Annotated in this window: 21 protein-coding genes; 6 read left to right on the top strand and 15 right to left on the bottom strand. The window is 61.0% G+C overall.

Features of this window, described 5'->3' with window-relative positions; translation table 11 throughout:
• Positions 1–19: 19 nt before the first annotated feature.
• Positions 20–937 (bottom strand): threonine/serine dehydratase, encoded by a 918-nt coding sequence (locus GOX88_RS10235; RefSeq protein ID WP_170401067.1) that lies wholly within the window; start codon positions 935–937, stop codon positions 20–22.
• Between the two features lie 79 nt (positions 938–1,016).
• Between GOX88_RS10235 and GOX88_RS10240 the strand changes: the two genes are divergently transcribed.
• Positions 1,017–1,859 carry a TIGR00730 family Rossman fold protein gene (locus GOX88_RS10240; RefSeq protein WP_170401068.1) on the top strand — a complete coding sequence of 281 codons (843 nt, stop codon included), beginning with the start codon at positions 1,017–1,019 and terminating at the stop codon, positions 1,857–1,859.
• 3 nt (positions 1,860–1,862) lie between these two features.
• A complete protein-coding gene (locus GOX88_RS10245; protein WP_170401069.1) occupies positions 1,863–2,960 on the top strand; it encodes a cystathionine gamma-lyase in 1,098 nt (365 codons plus the stop codon).
• On the opposite strand, the gene GOX88_RS10250 is transcribed toward GOX88_RS10245, so the two are convergent.
• Entirely contained in the window at positions 2,961–3,344 is a 384-nt protein-coding gene (locus GOX88_RS10250; protein ID WP_170401070.1) for a hypothetical protein, read from the bottom strand.
• A 149-nt stretch (positions 3,345–3,493) separates the two neighbouring features.
• Between GOX88_RS10250 and GOX88_RS10255 the strand changes: the two genes are divergently transcribed.
• From GOX88_RS10255 to GOX88_RS10265, 3 genes are all read left to right on the top strand, one after another.
• Positions 3,494–4,411, top strand: coding sequence for a DnaJ C-terminal domain-containing protein (locus tag GOX88_RS10255; RefSeq protein WP_170401071.1), 918 nt, complete (start codon positions 3,494–3,496; stop codon positions 4,409–4,411).
• The gene (locus GOX88_RS10260) at positions 4,408–4,746 is read left to right on the top strand and encodes a hypothetical protein (RefSeq protein WP_170401072.1); all 339 of its coding nucleotides are present in this window, start codon (positions 4,408–4,410) and stop codon (positions 4,744–4,746) included. The genes GOX88_RS10255 and GOX88_RS10260 overlap by 4 nt, the downstream gene beginning before the upstream one ends.
• A 63-nt stretch (positions 4,747–4,809) precedes the next feature.
• On the top strand, positions 4,810–6,468 hold the full coding sequence (locus tag GOX88_RS10265) for a U32 family peptidase (protein ID WP_170401073.1): 1,659 nt from the start codon (positions 4,810–4,812) through the stop codon (positions 6,466–6,468).
• 3 nt (positions 6,469–6,471) lie between these two features.
• On the opposite strand, the gene GOX88_RS10270 is transcribed toward GOX88_RS10265, so the two are convergent.
• From GOX88_RS10270 to GOX88_RS10290, 5 genes are all read right to left on the bottom strand, one after another.
• Positions 6,472–7,098 carry a cytochrome P460 family protein gene (locus GOX88_RS10270; RefSeq protein WP_170401074.1) on the bottom strand — a complete coding sequence of 209 codons (627 nt, stop codon included), beginning with the start codon at positions 7,096–7,098 and terminating at the stop codon, positions 6,472–6,474.
• Positions 7,099–7,332: 234 nt separating this feature from the next.
• Positions 7,333–8,520, bottom strand: coding sequence for a 23S rRNA (adenine(2503)-C(2))-methyltransferase RlmN (gene rlmN, locus GOX88_RS10275; protein ID WP_170401075.1), 1,188 nt, complete (start codon positions 8,518–8,520; stop codon positions 7,333–7,335).
• Between the two features lie 79 nt (positions 8,521–8,599).
• Positions 8,600–8,977: a lysozyme inhibitor LprI family protein gene (locus GOX88_RS10280; RefSeq protein WP_170401494.1), complete on the bottom strand. Its 378-nt coding sequence runs from the start codon at positions 8,975–8,977 to the stop codon at positions 8,600–8,602.
• Between the two features lie 131 nt (positions 8,978–9,108).
• Positions 9,109–9,276, bottom strand: coding sequence for a hypothetical protein (locus GOX88_RS10285; RefSeq protein WP_170401076.1), 168 nt, complete (start codon positions 9,274–9,276; stop codon positions 9,109–9,111).
• Positions 9,277–9,438: 162 nt separating this feature from the next.
• On the bottom strand, positions 9,439–9,972 hold the full coding sequence (locus GOX88_RS10290; RefSeq protein WP_170401077.1) for an invasion associated locus B family protein: 534 nt from the start codon (positions 9,970–9,972) through the stop codon (positions 9,439–9,441).
• A gap of 178 nt (positions 9,973–10,150) precedes the next feature.
• Between GOX88_RS10290 and GOX88_RS10295 the strand changes: the two genes are divergently transcribed.
• Complete coding sequence (locus GOX88_RS10295) at positions 10,151–11,149, top strand: asparaginase (protein ID WP_170401078.1); 999 nt, start codon at positions 10,151–10,153, stop codon at positions 11,147–11,149.
• Between the two features lie 3 nt (positions 11,150–11,152).
• Here GOX88_RS10295 and GOX88_RS10300 read toward each other — a convergent pair whose 3' ends face one another.
• The 8 genes from GOX88_RS10300 to hutI all read right to left on the bottom strand — a co-directional run bounded on the left by GOX88_RS10300 (position 11,153) and on the right by hutI (position 18,457).
• Positions 11,153–11,473: a YciI family protein gene (locus GOX88_RS10300; protein WP_170383832.1), complete on the bottom strand. Its 321-nt coding sequence runs from the start codon at positions 11,471–11,473 to the stop codon at positions 11,153–11,155.
• Positions 11,474–11,497: 24 nt separating this feature from the next.
• Positions 11,498–11,923 (bottom strand): SRPBCC family protein, encoded by a 426-nt coding sequence (locus GOX88_RS10305; RefSeq protein ID WP_170401079.1) that lies wholly within the window; start codon positions 11,921–11,923, stop codon positions 11,498–11,500.
• Positions 11,911–12,240: an ArsR/SmtB family transcription factor gene (locus tag GOX88_RS10310; RefSeq protein WP_170401080.1), complete on the bottom strand. Its 330-nt coding sequence runs from the start codon at positions 12,238–12,240 to the stop codon at positions 11,911–11,913. The genes GOX88_RS10305 and GOX88_RS10310 overlap by 13 nt, the downstream gene beginning before the upstream one ends.
• Positions 12,241–12,299: 59 nt before the next feature.
• Positions 12,300–13,178, bottom strand: a complete 879-nt coding sequence (gene serB, locus GOX88_RS10315) for a phosphoserine phosphatase SerB (RefSeq protein WP_170401081.1) — start codon at positions 13,176–13,178, stop codon at positions 12,300–12,302.
• Between the two features lie 68 nt (positions 13,179–13,246).
• Complete coding sequence (hutU, locus tag GOX88_RS10320) at positions 13,247–14,929, bottom strand: urocanate hydratase (RefSeq protein ID WP_170401082.1); 1,683 nt, start codon at positions 14,927–14,929, stop codon at positions 13,247–13,249.
• Positions 14,926–15,723 (bottom strand): N-formylglutamate deformylase, encoded by a 798-nt coding sequence (hutG, locus tag GOX88_RS10325; RefSeq protein ID WP_170401083.1) that lies wholly within the window; start codon positions 15,721–15,723, stop codon positions 14,926–14,928. The genes hutU and hutG overlap by 4 nt, the downstream gene beginning before the upstream one ends.
• Positions 15,723–17,252, bottom strand: a complete 1,530-nt coding sequence (gene hutH / locus GOX88_RS10330) for a histidine ammonia-lyase (protein WP_437436422.1) — start codon at positions 17,250–17,252, stop codon at positions 15,723–15,725. Before hutH ends, hutG begins: the two co-directional genes overlap by 1 nt.
• Complete coding sequence (gene hutI, locus GOX88_RS10335) at positions 17,249–18,457, bottom strand: imidazolonepropionase (protein WP_170401084.1); 1,209 nt, start codon at positions 18,455–18,457, stop codon at positions 17,249–17,251. The genes hutH and hutI overlap by 4 nt, the downstream gene beginning before the upstream one ends.
• Between the last annotated feature and the right edge of the window lie 43 nt (positions 18,458–18,500).

Consider the following 18,500-nt stretch of genomic DNA (forward strand, 5'->3'; position numbering starts at 1 on the left):
GCGGCTGTTTGCTGCGGTTTTATGCGCCCAGGGGGTCCGGAGAGATATTGCCGCCGCAGATCAGCACCGCCACCCGCTCGCCCGGTTCCGGCTGGTAGGCCCCCGAAAGCAGGGCTGCCAACGCCGTCGAACCTGCCGGTTCCACAAGGATTCGATGTGCTTGCCAAAGCAACTGCTGCGCCTCGGCAATGGCCTCATCCCTCACCAGAACCGAAGCCATCCCCTGCGCCAGACCGAAACAGATCGAGCCAATCCGCCGCGCGCCCAGCGCGTTGGCGGCAATGCCCGAGACGGCAACATCCACCGGCTCACCCGCCTGCAAGGCCGCGTTCAGCGCGCAGGAGGTCTCGGGTTCGACCGCCACAACCTTGCGCGCGCCCTGAAACCAGCCCAGCGCCCCGGCGATCAACCCACCACCGCCAACAGCGATCAGAACCGTATCGGCATTCAGTCCTTGCGCCTCCCACTCGGCAAAGCAGGTGCCCTGCCCGGCCACGGTGGCGGGTGCATCGTAGGCGTGGATCTGCATCGCGCCTGTCGCCTCTTCGTGCTGCTGCGCGCCGGTCAGCGCGTTGGCGTATTCGCCCGGCACCACGCTCAGATCCGCACCAGTCTGTTCGATCAGGGCAATTTTGGACGGCCCTGCAATTTCCGGCACGAAGATTTTGGCCGGATAGCCCAAGGATCGCGCCGCATAGGCCGCCGCCGCACCGTGATTGCCGCCCGATGCGGCCACAACGCCCGCTTCGGGCACATCCAAACTCAGCAGCGTGTTGAACGCCCCGCGCGCCTTGAAACTGCCGGTGTGTTGCAAGTGTTCCAGCTTCATTTCGACCGGATATTCCAGCCCCAACGCACGGCTTTCCATTACCGGTGTCACCTGCGCGTACCCGGTGATCCGATCGGCGGCTGCTGAAATATCGCTCTTCCAATTCATTGTTGTTCTTCCGTGACTGGCGCTCTGGCCGCGAACCCTATAGCTGTTTCAGGAACACGCAAGCAGGGAACCATCACCCATGAGAGAAGACCGCCTCAGCCCTTTCCGCGACGCCCAGACCGACCGCTCGACCGCGAGCGAGGTTCCGGACACGCCGCAGACACGCTCACCCGCGTATCGCCTTGCCTTTGCCGACGACGATTTCCTGTGCCGGGATGAGCTGCGCCCGGTACGCTTGCAGCTGGAACTGCTGAAGCCCGAGATGATCATGACCGAGCGTGAGATCACTTCGACCATCGTCATGTTCGGCGGGGCACGAATTCCGGAACCCGCGCAGAAACACACGGCCCGGACGGATACGCTGGCGGGTCTTTCTAAATACTATGATGAGGCGCGCGAGTTCGCCCGGTTGATGACCGAGAAATCAAACCAGACCGGCTGTCGCGAAAACGTGATCGTCACCGGAGGCGGCCCTGGCGTGATGGAGGCCGGAAACCGCGGCGCACAGGATGCGGGCGGCTGTTCGATCGGTCTGAACATCGTGCTCCCGCATGAGCAGGCGCCGAACGAATTCGTGACCCCGGACCTCAGCTTCAACTTCCACTATTTTGCCATTCGCAAGATGCACTTCCTGATGCGCGCCCGCGCCATCACCATCTTCCCCGGCGGCTTCGGCACGATGGACGAGCTGTTCGAATCCCTCACCCTGATCCAGACCGGCCGGATGGAGCGTGTCCCCTTCCTGCTGTTCGGGCGCGCGTTTTGGGAAAAGGTCATCAACTGGGAGGCGCTGGCCGATGCGGGCACCATCTCGGACGAAGACCTCGACCTGTTCCGCTTTGTCGATACCGCGCAAGAGGCGGTCGACATCATCGAGAACTGGGAACCCGCCCCACCCCGCGACGAAATTCCGGGGCGCTGAAGGATGGCACCGAAAACCGGAGAGATGCTGCATCTGCGCGGCAATACGTTGCACGCAGGTGACCCGGTGGCACTGCCGCTAACCCAAAGCAGCATGTTCCATCTGCCAGGCGCACCGGATGGTCTGCCCACCTATGGTCGGGTCGACAATCCCACGTGGCAGCATCTGGAACACGTTCTGGCCCATCTGGAGGACGCGCCTTGCCTGACCTTCCCGTCGGGCATGGGGGCAATCTCAGCGGCTTTGTTTGCCACCCTGAAAGCCGGATCGCGCCTGCTGATCCCGTCGGATGGGTATTACGTCACGCGAGTGTTGGCCGACCGGTTTCTGTCCGGGCTGGGTGTTTCGGTCACGGAACGCCCGACAACAACCTTCACCGAGGGTGGGTTTGACGGGTTTGATGTGGTTTTTGTCGAAAGCCCCTCGAACCCCGGGCTGGACATGTTGGACCTGCCGGCCATCGCCTCGGCTGTGCGCGCCGCCGGGGGCATCACGATTGCCGACAACACGACCCTGACACCCTTGGGCCAGCGCCCGCTGGATATGGGTATCGACGTAGTGGTGGCCTCGGACACCAAAGCCATGGGCGGGCATTCCGACCTGCTGATGGGCCATGTGGCCAGTCACAATGCACAGATCATGGAGCGGGTTGAAGAATGGCGGCGCGTCTCAGGCGCGATCCCCGGCCCGCATGAGGCATGGCTGCTGCATCGCGGGTTGGAAACACTGGACGTGCGTTTCGACCGTATGTGTAGCTCGGCGCAGGTGCTGGCCGAACGACTGGCAGAGCATCCAGCAGTCAACGAAATCCGCTATCCCGGCCTGCCCGGCGACCCCTCACATACGCTGGCCAAGGCACAGACCGCACGGTTCGGGTTCCTGTTGTCGATCACGCTGGCGAGCGAGGACATGGCCGAGGCCTTCATCAACACCTGCCCGATGCTGCGGCCCGCGACCTCATTTGGCGGCGTCCACAGCTCCGCCGAGCGCCGCGCGCGGTGGGGCGACGATGTCGACCCCGCCTTCATCCGCCTGTCGGTCGGATGCGAACCGGTGGAAGAGTTGTGGCAGGCGATCGAGGCCAGCCTGGACGCGCTGTGATTACTTCTTAGGATTGCGCAGTTCCTTGAAAACGTAGATCGGCAGCACCACGCTGGCGATCAGCGCCCCCAGCCAAACCAGAAGCGTTGCGGCCAGCAGGTTGGAAATCCCTCCAATCGTCAGCCCGTTGGTCACCAGATCGGTCACCAGCAAACCCACGAACGTCACGATCAGCGCGATGCCGCCCTTGATCGAGGGCGCTCTTTTCTCGCCCAGCTTCAGGATCAAAGGCTCGGCGATCCACTGCACCAGCGTAAAGACAACCACTACCACGATGAATGAGATCGGCCGGATTGCAAATTCCGGCAGCAAAATCGCAGCAAGCAGCAACCCGATGGCATTCCCGGCCAGCAGAGCCAGGATGGACTTGAGTCTGCGCGTCATGGGAGTCTCCGTCAAAAGAACAATTCGAAACATGCATATGTTAACAGACTCGCAGAAATTTGCGAGCGGTTTCAAAAGCCTCTTCCTTTTGGCCCTTTGAAAACGCATGATAAAACCCATCCTGTTCAGCCCGACCCGCGAGAGGTGAGATGAGCGACGATCCCTATTCCGCCCTTGGTGTCGCCAAAGACGCCAGCGATGCCGAGATCAAAAAGGCCTATCGGCGCATCGCCAAGGAATGCCACCCCGACCTAAAACCCGGCGATGCCGAGGCCGAAGCCAAGTTCAAGGCCGCTGCCGCTGCCTATGACCTGCTGAAAGACCCGGAAAAGCGGGGGCAGTACGACCGGGGTGAGATCGACGCCTCGGGCCAGGAACGCCCCCAGCAGCAATATTACCGCGACTATGCCGAGGCCGCCGGAAACCCCTATCGCGGACGTCAGGCGGACCCGGACGATATGTCGGATATCTTCGCTGAGTTCATGCGGGGCCGCGGTGGGTACGGCCAGCGCACCCATGAATTCCACGCACCGGGGCACAATCGCGCCTACAGCCTGCAAATCAGCTTCTTGGACGCGGTGTTCGGCGCCAGCCAGAAATTGACGCTGCCCGATGGCGACCGGATCGAGGTGAAAATCCCCGCTGGCATCACCGACGGCCAGACCATCCGCCTGCGCGGCAAAGGCGATCCGGGCTTTGGTGAAGGCCCGCCGGGCGACGCGCTGGTCACGGTCTCGGTCGCGAAACACCCGGTCTTTGACCGTCAGGGCGACGACATCCACATCACCCTGCCGATCACGATTGATGAGGCCGTTTTGGGCGGCAAAGTCCCCGCCCCTACCATCGACGGCGGCGTCAATGTCAGCGTTCCGGCAGGCACCAGCAGCGGCAAGACCCTGCGCCTGCGTGGCAAGGGGGTCAAGAAACGGGGCTCAACCGAACGCGGCGATCAGCTGATCGAACTAACCATCACGATGCCTGACCAGATCGACGACGAGTTGAAGCAGTTTATGGAGACATGGCGCGATAACCACCGCTATGATCCGCGCAAAGGAATGCCGTCATGAGCCTGACCGAAGAGCAACTGATCGCAACCGTCACCCGCCTGACCTCGACCCGGCTGACCGAATACCTGGCCGCCGAGATCGTGATCCCGGAACAAACGGATGAGGGTCTGGTTTATCACAGCCTCGATGTCGCACGTCTGGAACTGGCCTGCGAGCTGCATGACCAGTACGAGATGGAACCGGATGCGCTGTCGATGATGATCTCTCTGATCGACCAGATGCACGGGTTACGCGCCGAACTGCGCGAAGTTCTGAACGCGGTCGAAGCGCAGCCCGACCCCATCCGCAAGCAACTGATCGAGGTCATCGGCACAGCGCGGTTCCGTCGCAGATAACGGGCTTTTGGACTCAGGGTCTTTGCCGTAAAAGGCCCCCTTGATCCAAAACCCGGTATGTCCATGACCCAGTCCAGATCCGAATTGCTGATGCCTGCGGGCAATCTGCGTAAGCTGAAACTCGCCATCCTCTACGGGGCGGATGCGGTGTATCTGGGTACGCCGGATATGTCGCTGCGCACGAAATCCGAATTCTCGCTGGAAGAAGTGATCGAAGGGGTCGAGTTCTGTCACCAGCATGGGCGGCGCGCCTACCTGACGCTGAACCTGTTTTCGCACAACAAGGACATCCCGAAGCTGGACGAATACATCGACACGGTCCGCAAGGTGAAGCCCGACGGGCTGATCATCGCCGATCCCGGTGTGTTCCAATATGTGCGCGAGCGGGCACCCGAACTGCCGCTGCATATCTCGACCCAAGCCAATATCTGTTCCTGGCTGTCGGTGAAATTCTGGCAGGATCAGGGGGCCGAACTGGTGGTTCTGGCGCGCGAGGTTTCCTACCCTGAACTGGTCGAAATCCGCGAGAAATGCCCCGATATCAAGCTTGAAGCTTTTGTCCACGGTGCCATGTGCATGACCTATTCGGGCCGCTGCCTGCTGTCGAACTTCATGGCCGAGCGTGGCGCCAATCAGGGCAACTGTGCCAATTCCTGCCGCTGGAACTATGGTCTGAAACTGCGCCTGAAGGACGGCACGCATCAGGAACTCCGTATTACCGAGGAAAATGCCGACCTGTTCGAATTTCTGCTGGAAGAAGGTTGCCGCCCCGGTGATCTGATGCCCATCGAAGAAGATGATCGCGGCTCGTATATCCTGAACTCGCGCGATCTGTGCATCATGCCGAAGCTGGATGAATACCTGAAGATCGGCGTCGATAGCCTCAAGGTCGAAGGGCGCGGCAAGTCGGAATATTATGCCGCCATCGTCGCCCGCGCCTATCGCATGGCCATCGACGATTATCACGCGGACCCTGAAAACTGGGACCCGAAGCCTTACATGCGCGAACTCGAAACCGTCGGGAACCGCGGCTATACGCTGGCCTTCCACGAAGGGCGGCTGACCAACTATTCCCACGATTACGAGCACACGGCATCCATCGCGCAATGGGAATATGCCGGGATCGTCACAGAAGTGACCGAAGGTGCGTTTCTGGTCGAAGTGAAGAACAAGCTGGAACCGGGTGACGTGCTGGATTTCGTCTCACCCATCTCGCGCGACACGGTTCTGCTGCGGGTCTATGATTTCGAACGCGCCCATGACGGCGCGCGGCTGGACGTGGTGCATGGCAGCACGAAAACCGTCATCCGCCTGCCTTTCACCCTGTTCGATCACGAAGACATCGATGACTTGCGCGCCCGTTTCCCGGTCTACTCCGTGCTGCGCAAGGAACGCGCCCTGACCGACGAACACTGGAGCCGCATCCGCTTTGACAAGCTGGTACAGGGTCTTGAAACCTCGGGGCGTGACAACCCCAACGCCTATGCCCGTCGCCGCGACGAACTGGTCGAAAAGATCGGAGAGGACGGCAACGAACGCCGCTTCAAGACCAACCGGATCGGCACCGAGGGCTGCTGCGGCAAAGGCTGCAACGGCTGTCTGATCTTCTGGCAGGATGAGAAATACGCGCTGGCCCGCGAGGTGCTTTCGAAACGCAAACAGGGCGAGCAACTCAGCCGCCGCGAAGCCACGGTGCTGAAGCTGCCTGATGAAGCCGTCTGACGTTCAGTTCCCGGCGATATAGTCTTCGGGAACAAAAAACGTGTAATCCCGGTCGGCAACGGCCTCGTGACAGTCATGGCAATAACCCACCGCTGAGGCGCGGAATCCCATTGTGTCACCGAATAAGGACCCGTCCGGCAATACCATGATATAGCGCCAGTCGGCCGTGTCGGGGCTGGCGCCCTCGGCCAGTTTCTCCATCACGAACAGGGCGCCGGGATGGATATTGCCCTCATCCGTGACGGTCACGCTGTCCTTGGCCAGCACCGAACCTTTGGGCAGCTTTTCACCCTCCTGCAAGGTACCGTAATTATGCGCCATGCGATTGGCATAGCTGTTCACGAAACGCTGGCCATGGGTGGCCGAGATATAGGGCGCATCATTGAACAGCGGCCAGCTTTGGTAATTCATCAACTCATCCAGCTGCGCGGCACCATACCCGCGCGCCATACGCCGTTGCAGCGACTTGTAAATCTGCAACGCCTCGTCCTTCGACAAATCTGCCGGATTTTCAATGGCGATATGCGCGTTCTCGCCGGTGGATTGCGCAGCCGTTTGAGGGGCGGAAATGCCCGAAATCACCAACGCTGCAAGGAAAATCGAAAACAGTCTAATAAATCGTAACAACATATTGATGGCCCACCTGGTTAATAAGGTTCGCCTGAACGCCGCCGGTCATGCCTAAAATAAGATAGCGGCCCTGAACAAACGCGCCACGACCGGAGAGCGGCTTTCACCGCTTTGTGCGCAAGAGTGAAATGCGCCCATCCCGCCTTGACGGTCGAAATATATCAAATTTTGCATTCAAAAAACAGCGGACCAAACATTAATTTATTGTCGCCCACTGCAGAACAATCGAATGGGTCAGTTTTGCAGCCCGGCTTCGGCCTCGATCTGTTTGCGCGATTTGCGGGCACGCTCGGTGGCTGATTTCAACTGACCGCAGGCCGCCATGATATCCTCGCCGCGTGTTTTGCGGATGGGTGAGGCATAGCCCGCCTGATAGACGATATTCGCGAAGGCCCGGATACGGTTGTTCGAGCTGCGCTTATACGGTGCGCCCGGCCATTCGTTGAACGGGATCAGGTTGATCTTGGCCGGAATGTTGTGGCGCTTGATGTGGTCGATCAGGCGATGCGCGTCCTCGTCACTGTCATTGACGCCGTCCAGCATCACGTATTCAAAAGTGATCCGCTCGGAATTCGAAGCTTTGGGATAGCTGGCCAGGGCCTGCAGCAGCTCTTCGATGTTCCAGCGCTTGTTGATGGGAACCAGCACGTCGCGGGTTTCATCCGTGGTGGCATGGAAGGAGATCGCCAACAGACAACCGATTTCCTCGGCTGTGCGCGCAATCTCAGGCACCACGCCCGAGGTTGACAGAGTAATACGACGACGCGACAGGGAAATCCCCTCGGGGTCCATGGCGATCTTCATCGCGTCGCGGACGTTTTCAAAGTTGTAAAGCGGCTCGCCCATGCCCATCAGAACGATGTTGGAAAGCAGGCGGGTTTCGTCCTTGGGTGCACCGGGAACCGGCCATTCCTCAAGATCGTCGCGCGCCATCATCACCTGCCCGACAATTTCCGCCGCCGTCAGGTTGCGTACCAGTTTCTGCGTACCTGTATGGCAGAACGAACAGGTCAGCGTGCACCCGACCTGGGACGAGATACACAGCGTGCCGCGATCCTCTTCGGGGATATACACCACCTCAACCTCATGCCCGCCCGCGATGCGGCACAGGTATTTACGGGTGCCATCTTCCGAGACCTGACGGGTCACAACCTCGGGAATTTCGATCACGAAACTCTCGGCCAGTTGCGCCCGATAGGCTTTGGCCAGATTTGTCATCTCACCAAAATCGCGCACACCCCATTGATAGATCCACTGCCAGATCTGTCCGGTCCGCATCTTGGCCTGTTTTTCCGGCGTGCCATGTTCGATCAGAACCGCGCGCAGCTGGTCGCGGGTCAGGCCGACAAGGTTAATCTTCCCCTCTGGCAATTTGCGGGGGATGGTCATGACGTCTTGAGTGATCGGCGCTTTGGGCGACATGTGGCTATCTCAACGGATTCTGGCTTGGGATGCGCCTCTATATAGGAACATCCGCAAAGATCAAAAGGAATCGTATCGATCAATCGGCAAAGCGCAGCAACTCATCCACGCGCGCGCGCCCTAGATCGACCCGGCACGACGTGATCGCGATGCCGGTTCCCGACCCGCCACCGTAGGAGGCGCCAATGGCCTCGCATTGCGCATCCCGGTAACTTTCCCAGGCTGATTGCGCGGCCTCCAATGCAGGCTGCGCAACGATGCGGCCCGTGACATCATCCAACTCTTTGGCGGCCTGCACGGCAAAGCCGTAACTTTCCTCCAGCGCCTGAGCGACCCGGTCCTCCATCGCACTTACGCAGGCCCCGATTTCGACCTGCGATCCTGCGTCTGGGCACTCTAACGTCGGGTCCGCAAAAGCCGCGGATGGCAACAATAGTAAAAGCAAGACGTGGCGCATGTTCCATTCCCGGCTGAGGCTTTGTGCGGGGTCACGATACCACGCGATCGGCGAAGGCCCCAAATACAGATCGGCCGCACCGACCAAGCCGATGCGGTCAAATTCTGGCCATCCGGGTCAGCTTAAACCCCTCAGATGCCCGCAGGCAGGATATCGCAATCCGCTGCATCCAGCGTTTTCACCGGATCTTCCGGGCCGCACTGCTCACCCGAGACCGGGTAGGTGTCGGTATCTTTTTCACAGGCGCTCAGGAACATGGCGGCAGTCATCATGAAGGCGACAATGGTTTTGTTCAGCATAGGCAGGCTCCTTCCTTATCTCTGAACTGATTAGTTCAGAGTTGTCGATCACTCACTTTGATACGGATCAATTTTTCAGGCAAACGTGGCGTCAAGCGAACGTGTTTTGCCCAAAAGAAAACCCCGCCGAATGACGGGGTTTCGCGTGTCTGCGGATGGCGATCAGTTCGTGCAGCGTTTTTGGGCGTCTTCCAGAGCTGCGGTGAACCCCAGCAACGAGAACGTGTCCTTGGTCTGCGTCCCGCGTTCGGACCGGGCCGTCACCACCGCCTCGGTGCCTTTTTTCATGGCCTCGATCACCTTGGGTTCCTGACCTTGCGTCGCAGGCCAGGCCCATTCGCCGTCAGTGATGAACTCAAACTCCTGATCGTCGATCCGGACATTGACCGAAGAACCGGCCGCAAACGGGTAACCGCCGGTAAAGGACACCTGACCGGCGACGTTTTCGCTGGGCCGGAAGACCACAAACAGCAGAATGTCGCTGCGCCGCACCGATACCACGCGTCCACCGCGTGTGTTCACGGTTTCATCGGGTGTCGCCACGCTCCAGCATTCGGTGGGATCTTTTTCGACGAACACGCTCCAATCCGTCTTTGCGGCCACGCGATTGGTGCTGGACGCCTGTTGAGCGGTTGCAGTTGTGGCCATCCCTGCCACGCACAGGCCCGCGATCACGCGGACGAGTTTCGATCCCATCTGTCCAGCCTCCTAGCTCGACCTAAACCTCATACCCATCGGAAATACCTGCGCACCTTGCCGGTTCGTCTGTAAGTTGCGTATTCCGATGATTGTCGACATACACACACTAACGCAGGTTTCGCCACAGGCGAAAGGGCGATTGGCAGAATTTTGCGCATATTTGAGGAGGGTCCCGATGACGCAGCCCGTAGCAATGACAGAACTGTGGCGCGGCCCATTGCTGGAAAGCCTGCATCTGGGTCACGCGGTGATCTGCGATGACAGCGGCCAGATCGTGCAAAGCTGGGGCGATCCGGATGTGACGATGTATCCCCGGTCCTCGGCCAAGATGATTCAGGGGCTGCCGCTGATCACCTCCGGTGCGGCTGCGAAGTACGGGCTGAATTCCGAGCATCTGGCACTGGCCTGCGCCTCGCATAGCGGCGCGCATATCCATACCGACCGCGTGACGGCCTGGCTGGACCATCTGGGCCTGACGGAACATGATCTGCGTTGCGGCCCGCAGGAACCACAGGACATGGCCGCGCGCGACGGGCTGATTCTGGCTGATGACACGCCTTGCCAGATTCACAACAATTGTTCGGGCAAACATTGCGGCTTTCTGACCGTGGCGCAGCATATGGGCGCAGGGCCGGAATATCTGGAAATCGATCACCCTGTGCAGCAGGCTTGCTTATCTGCGCTTGAGGCCACCACCGGTGAAACCAGCCCGGCTTATGGCATCGACGGCTGCTCGGCCCCGAACTTTGCCACTTCGCTGGTGGGGCTGGCGCGATCGATGGCGTGGTTTGCCTCGGCCGCTGACCGGTCGGACCGGGCCAGTGATGCGGCGCAGCAACTGACCGCAGCAATGATCAAGCATCCGGAACTGGTGGCTGGTGAGAACCGCGCCTGTACCGAGCTGATGCGCGCCATGGAGGGACGCGCCGCGATCAAAACCGGGGCCGAGGCCGTATTCGTCGCCATCATTCCGGAAAAACGCATGGGTGTGGCGCTGAAAATCACCGACGGCACCACCCGCGCCAGCGAGTGCGCCATTGCCGCCCTTTTGGTCCACTTGGGCGTGCTGGAGGCCGAACACCCGGCCACCCGCAAATTCATGAACGCCATCCAATACAGCCGCCGCGGGATAGAATGCGGCGTGATCCGCCCAGCGCCGGGGTTTCCCGGCTAAGGGTCACATTTCGATCGGATGCACCTCGGCCACTTCGACCGAGCCTGTTCCGCTCACGACCATGGGGCAGCCCTTGGCCATCTCGGTCGCGGCATCGATGCTGTCGGCCTTGATGACGGTAAAGCCCGAGGCCGGGTTGGCGCCGCCATTGTCGACAACGCCACCGGAACTGACCGTATAGGACTGACCCACCGGATTGCCGGGGATGTCCAGCGCGTCGCCCATGTTCTGGAACCACGCGCCCCAGGCGGCCATGGTTGCTTCGATTTCGGCAGGATCGGTGGGTGTGTGACCGCCGTGATAGACAAACAGAAATTGGGGCATTTCTCTTCCTCCGTGATGAATTTCTTAAAACTGAGCTTCCAATTTGCGTAGCGACGAGGTCCAGCCTTGGTTGTGGTTCGCTGCGATCTCATCATCGCCCAGATCGCGATGATCCAGGATCAGGCGCGCGCCCTCGCCAGCCGGTTCGACGGTCAGCGTCACATGGCTTTCGGCACCGCGCTGGTCCTGATCATCATGCCAGCCCCATGTGAACCCGACCGAGTTGGGCGGATCGACATGGGTGACCTGCCCCGAGACTTTGTATTGCTGGCCTTCGGCGTTCTGCATGACCGAATACCACGGTCCAAGTCGCGAGAAATCCAGATCATGCTCGGGCACATGCATCCCTTCGGGTCCCCACCACTGCAACAGCTTTGCACCGTCACTGATCCAGGCAAACAGGTTTTCCGGTGCGGTCGGGAACTCACGTTCCAGTTTCAGGTCGGCCATGAATTCTCCCTTTCAATCAAGTCGTTCAAACGGTCGAGGCTGCTCTCCCAGAACTGCCGTTTCGAGATGGTCCACTCGGCAATCGCCCGCAGCCCTTCGGGCTGGATAGAATACATCCGCTGGCTGCCCTGAACGCGTTGCCGCACCAAGCCAGCTTCGCGCAGCACCTTCAGATGGCGCGAGATCGCGGCACCGGACATGCCGCGCCCTTCGATCAGGTCACCGGCGGGCAGTTCTCCGTCCTGCATCAACTGCTCGACGATCGAGAATCGGGTGGCATCGGACAAGGCCGAGAATGTGGTCAGAAGCGTGTTCATGACCATCGTTTAACATTTTTGTTAAATGAAGGGAAGCCCTAGACGTAAGCCCCTTGCGGTCAGACGTCGGCAAAGGCCGCGCGGGAATAGCCCTGCAGGTACAACAGCGCCGTCAGATCCCCGAAATTGACCCGAATGTCGCATTGCTGCGCGACCGAGGGCTTGGCGTGCAGCGCCACACCAGTTCCGGCCCGGCCCAACATGCCCAGATCATTGGCCCCATCGCCCACGGCCAGCACGTCAGCCTCGGACAGGCCCAGCCGTTTGGTGATCTGTTCCAGAGCGTTCACCTTGGCCTGCTTGCCCAGAATCGGGCGCTGTACATCGCCGGTCAGCTTGCCGTTCTCGGCCAGCAGCGTGTTGGCGCGGTTTTCGTCAAAGCCCAGCTGCTCAGCCACTTTTGAGGTGAACGCCGTAAACCCGCCCGAGACCAAAGCCGCATAGCCGCCGTTCATACGCATGGTTGCAACCAGCTCGGCCCCGCCGGGCATCAGCGTGATGCGTTCCTCAAGCACCTTGTCGATCACCGCCTCATCCAGCCCTTTCAGCAAACCGACCCGTTCAATCAGCGCACCCTCGAAATCCAGCTCGCCATTCATCGCCCGCGCCGTGATGTCTTTGACCCGGTCGCCGACGCCGGCCTCGTCGGCCAGTTCGTCGATACATTCCTGCCGGATCATCGTGCTGTCCATATCGGCCAGCAGCATCAGCTTGCGGCGCTTTCCGAGGGGCTGCACGATCAGGTCGATCTCCAACAGCTGCAGCTCGGCCCAGACCACCTCTTGATTGTCGGTCAGGGCCGGGAACCTGAATTCGGCGGCCTCATTCTCGCTCAGCCAGACTGGATCCGACCCGCCCCAGGCATTGCAAAGCGTCTCGACCACAGCCTCGTCCAGCTTTGGCAGATTCGGGTTGGTCAACAGAGTGGCTACGTACATGGTCGGTCTCCTGCAGGCTGTTCTGCGCATATCGCAGAGACAGCCAATTCACCAGAGACCTTATGCGTTTACCCCAGGATGCCGGGCAGGCGCAGACCATGTGCGCGGGCGCAGTCCTTGGCGATCTCATACCCCGCATCCGCATGACGCCACACGCCTGAGGCCGGATCGTTCCACAGAACCCGCTCCAGCCGTCGGGCGGCGTCTTCGGTGCCGTCGGCGCAGATCACCACGCCCGCGTGCTGGCTGAACCCCATACCGACCCCACCGCCGTGATGCAGCGATACCCAGGTCGCCCCGCTGGCGGTGTTTATCAACGCGTTCAGCAAGGGCCAGTCTGAGACCGCGTCCGAGCCGTCCAGCATCGCCTCGGTTTCGCGGTTGGGGCTGGCGACCGAACCGCTGTCCAGATGGTCGCGACCAATGACAACCGGCGCTTTCAGCTCGCCATTGGCGACCATCTCGTTGAAGGCCAGCCCGGCACGGTGACGATCCCCCAGCCCGATCCAGCAGATACGCGCGGGCAGGCCCTGGAACGCGATCCGCTCCCGCGCCATATCCAGCCAACGGTGCAGGTACTCGTTCTCGGGGAACAGCTCCTTCATCTTGGCGTCGGTCTTGTAGATATCCTCGGGGTCGCCGGACAGGGCGCACCAGCGGAACGGGCCAATCCCCTTGCAGAACAGCGGGCGGATATAGGCCGGAACAAAGCCGGGGAAGGCAAAAGCGTTCTCCAACCCTTCATCCTGCGCCACCTGCCGGATGTTGTTGCCGTAATCCAACGTCGGAACGCCCGCATTCCAGAAATCAACCATCGCAGCCACGTGCTGTTTCATCGAGGCACGAGCGGCCTTTTCCACTGATTTAGGGTCTGTTTCCCGCTTTTCACGCCATTGCGCCATAGTCCAACCCAAGGGCAGATAACCGTTGATCGGATCATGGGCACTGGTCTGGTCAGTGACGATATCGGGGCGCATCCCGCCTTCGGCCATGCGGCGGTAAATCTCGGGGAAAATCTCGGCGGCATTGCCCAGCAGCCCCACGGACTTCGCCTCGCCCGCCTTGGTCCAGCGGTCGATCATCTCAAGCGCTTCGTCCAGCGTTTCCGCCTTTTCATCGAGGTATTTGGTCCGCAGGCGGAAATCGATGCTGTCCGGGTTGCATTCGACTGCCAGACAGCAAGCCCCGGCAAAGACGGCGGCCAGCGGCTGCGCGCCGCCCATGCCACCCAGGCCACCGGTCAGAATCCACTTGCCGGTCAGGTCACCGCCATAGTGCTGACGCCCGGCCTCGGCAAAGGTTTCATAAGTGCCCTGAACGATACCCTGCGTGCCGATATAGATCCACGAGCCAGCGGTCATCTGGCCGTACATCATCAGGCCCTTCTTATCGAGCTCGTTAAAATGGTCCCAGGTTGCCCAGTGGGGCACAAGGTTGGAATTGGCGATCAGCACCCGCGGCGCATCCTTATGCGTGCGGATGATCGCAACGGGTTTACCGGACTGAACGATGAGGGTCTCATCCCCCTCCAAATCCTTCAAACCGGCCACGATAGTATCGAAATCCTTCCAGGTGCGCGCCGCGCGACCGATGCCGCCATAAACCACCAACTCATGCGGGTTTTCGGCCACATCGGGGTGCAGGTTGTTCATCAGCATCCGCAGCGGGGCCTCTGTCATCCAGCTCTTGGCATTCAGCTCGGGGCCGGTCGGCGGAAAGATGTCGCGGGTGTTCTTGCGAGGGTCGGTCATTGCGTAAGCTCCAATGCGGTGTCTTGGATGGCATCCAGAATATCGCGCAGCCAACGGCGCAGGCGGTCGGCTTTGGCGGCGTCATAGCTCCACGGGGCAGCCTCGGTGGACAGGTAGGTAGACTGCGCCAGTTCCATCTGAACGGCGTGTATGCCTTCGGCCGGGCGACCATAGTGTCGCGTGGTCCATCCGCCCCGGAACCGGCCGTTCAAAACGGTGCTATAGGGGGAGGACCCTGCAAATTTCTTTGCAACAGACTCTATTTTTGACGAGCAAGTCGCCCCGCCATCCGTTCCGATATTCATATCCGGCAAAGTGCCGTCGAACAGGTAGGGAATGTGGCTGCGGATCGAATGGCAATCGAACAGGACCGCCACACCATGACGGTCGCGCACGCGCTGCAACTCATCGGCAAGTGCCGCGTGATAGGGCGCGTGATAGGCCTGCCGTCGCAGGCCGATCTCGTCGACTGAGGGTTCCTGGCCATCCAGCCAGATCGGGTGTCCGTCAAAATCGGTCAGAGGCACCAGCGTCGTTGTATTCTGGCCGGGGTAAAGCGACACCCCTTCGGGATCGCGATTGGCGTCGATGACATAGCGATGGACATGGGATTGCACCACGGTCGCATCGGCCAATATCCCTTCATAGAGCCTGTTTATATGCCAATCCGTGTCCGCCAGCGCATGCCCTGTGTCGTTGAGACTGGCCGCGAGGTCTTCGGGCACGAAAGTCCCGCCATGGGGCTGGCCCAGCACAATCGGGCTGTCCCCGCGCTGTACGCTGACCACCTGCATCACGTAAGCTCCGGCATTGGGGTGCCCACGGCCCGTAGGATTGCACCGTCGGCAACCAGTTGTTTTGCGGCCTCCAACTCGGGCGCCAAATAGCGATCCTCGGCCAGCGCGGGAATGTCCGCCCGCACACGGGTGATCACCTGCTGCAACGGGGCGCTGGTGCCGAGCGGTGCGCGAAACTCGACCCCTTGCGCCGCGCAGAGCAGTTCGACCCCAAGAATGTAAGCCAGGTTCTCGACCATGCGGGTCAGACGCCGCGCGCCATGTGCGGCCATCGAGACGTGATCCTCCTGATTGGCCGATGTTGGGGTGCTGTCGGTGACGCAGGGATTTGCCAGATGCTTGTTCTCGCTCATCAACGCAGCTGTGGTAACCTCAGCGATCATCAGACCGGAATTCAGCCCCGGATCGGGGGTCAGGAAGGGAGGCAGGTCAAAGCTGAGCGTCGGATCCACCATCAGCGCGATGCGGCGCTGGGCGATGGCCCCGATCTCGGACAGGGCGAGCGCGATCATGTCGGCGGCGAACCCCACCGGCTCGGCATGAAAGTTGCCGCCCGATACGATCCCATCTTCTAGGACCAGCGGGTTGTCAGTGGCGGCGTTGGCCTCAATCTCAAGCGTCGCGGCCGCCTGGCGCATCACATCCATGGCCGCCCCGGTGACCTGCGGCTGGCAACGGATGCAATACGGGTCCTGCACGCGCGTGTCGCCTTCCCGGTGACTTTCCCGGACTTCCGACCCGGCCAGAACGGCGCGCATGGCGTTGGCAGCCTCGGTCTGGCCGCGATGGCCGCGCAGAGTGTGGATTTCGGGCCGCAGAGGCGCAGTGGATCCCATGATCGCATCGGTCGACAGGGCCGAAATGACCAACGCATTCTGCCCCACCCGCCAGGCCTCGAACAATCCGGCCAGCGCATAAGCGGTAGAAAACTGCGTGCCGTTGATAAAGGCCAGACCTTCCTTGGGACCCAGTTGAATCGGCTCTAACCTGACCGAATTTAGCGCCTGAGCGCCCGGCAGGATGTCTCCGTTCACCTCGGCCTCACCCGCGCCGATGATCACTGCGGTCATGTGGGCAAGCGGCGCCAAATCGCCAGACGCACCCACGGACCCCTGCGCCGGGATCACCGGTGTGACGCCGCGGGCCAGCATCTGCTGCAGCAGCTCGACCAACTCCCAGCGCACACCCGAGGCGCCGCGGCCAAAAGACAACAGCTTGAGCGTCATCATCAGCCGGGCCACGCGGCGGGGCACGGCCGGGCCAACACCGCAACAATGGCTGAGGATCAGGTTGCGTTGCAGGGTCGAGGTATCTTCGGGCGCGATCTTGTGACTGGCCAGTTTGCCGAAGCCAGTGTTGACACCATACACCGCTGCCTCGCCCTGAGCGGCGGCCTGTATGCGCCGCGCCGCCGCCTCGACGGCGGGTTTGCAGCCAGGGTCCAGTGTGGCTGCCGGTTGGTCCCAATATATTTCGGCCAATTGAGCCAACTTCACCTGACCGGGTTGCAATGACAGTGGCATCATTCCCGCCCTCCAAATAGTCGTTTGTGCAGGGGATTGAAGCCGACGCGATAAGACAGCTCGGCAGGATGAGCGATATCCCAGACCGCCAGATCCGCCCGCTGGCCCGAAGTGATCTGACCCGCATCACTGACCCCCAGCGCGCGCGCGGCGTTGCGGGTGACACCAGCCAGAGCCTCCTCGGGCGTCATACGGAACAACGTGCAGCCCATGTTCATCGTCAGCAAAAGCGAGGTCAGCGGAGAGGAACCAGGATTGCAATCCGTCGCCAGCGCCATCGGAACCCGATGCTGGCGCAGCACGTCAATCGGAGGCACCTGCGTTTCGCGCAGGGTATAGAACGCACCTGGCAGCAGTACCGCTGCGGTGCCCGCCTTGGCCATGGCCGACACGCCTTCGGCATCCAGATACTCGATATGATCCGCCGACAAAGCCCCGTAAGAGGCCGCCAGCCGGGCGCCACCCAGATTGGACAATTGTTCGGCGTGAAGTTTCACCGGCAGGTCGAGGTCTTGCGCCACATCGAAAACCTGCGCGATCTGGGCGGGGGTAAAGGCGATCCCTTCGCAGAACCCGTCCACCGCGTCCACCAACCCTTCGGCATGGGCGGCGCGCAGGGTTGGGATACAGACCTTGTGGATGTAGTCATCGGCCCGGTCGGCATATTCGGGCGGCACTGCATGGGCACCCAAAAAGCTGGTTCTGACCCGGATCGGGCGGGCTTCGCCGATCCGGCGGGCCACGCGCAGCATCTTCAACTCGGTTTCCGTATCCAGCCCATAGCCGGATTTGACCTCGATCATGCACACGCCCTCGGCCATCAAGGCATCCACCCGGGTCAGAGCATCGGCAAGCAATTCCGCCTCACTTGCCGACCGCGTGGCATTAACCGTGGACAGGATGCCGCCGCCCGCGCGGGCGATCTCCTCATACGAGGCCCCGTTCAGGCGCATCTCGAACTCGGTGGCGCGGTTGCCGCCGAACACCACGTGGGTATGCGCATCAATCAGGGCGGGCGTGATCAGGCGCGCGCCGAAATCCTCAACCGGCCAAGCGGTGTATTCAGCGGGCAGGGCCTTTTGCTCTCCGGCCCAGACGATATCTGCTCCATCAATGGCAATCGCCGCATCCCGGCAGAGCCCATAGGGCGTATCCCCTTCGGACATCGTGGCCATCACGGCGCTGGTAAGGACCGATTTTCTGGTCATGGCGATTCTTTTCGGCTCCCCTCTTGCTTGATTTTTTTCGTAT

Source organism: Ruegeria arenilitoris, assembly GCF_013030985.1.
Classification (GTDB): Bacteria; Pseudomonadota; Alphaproteobacteria; order Rhodobacterales; family Rhodobacteraceae; genus Ruegeria; species Ruegeria arenilitoris_B.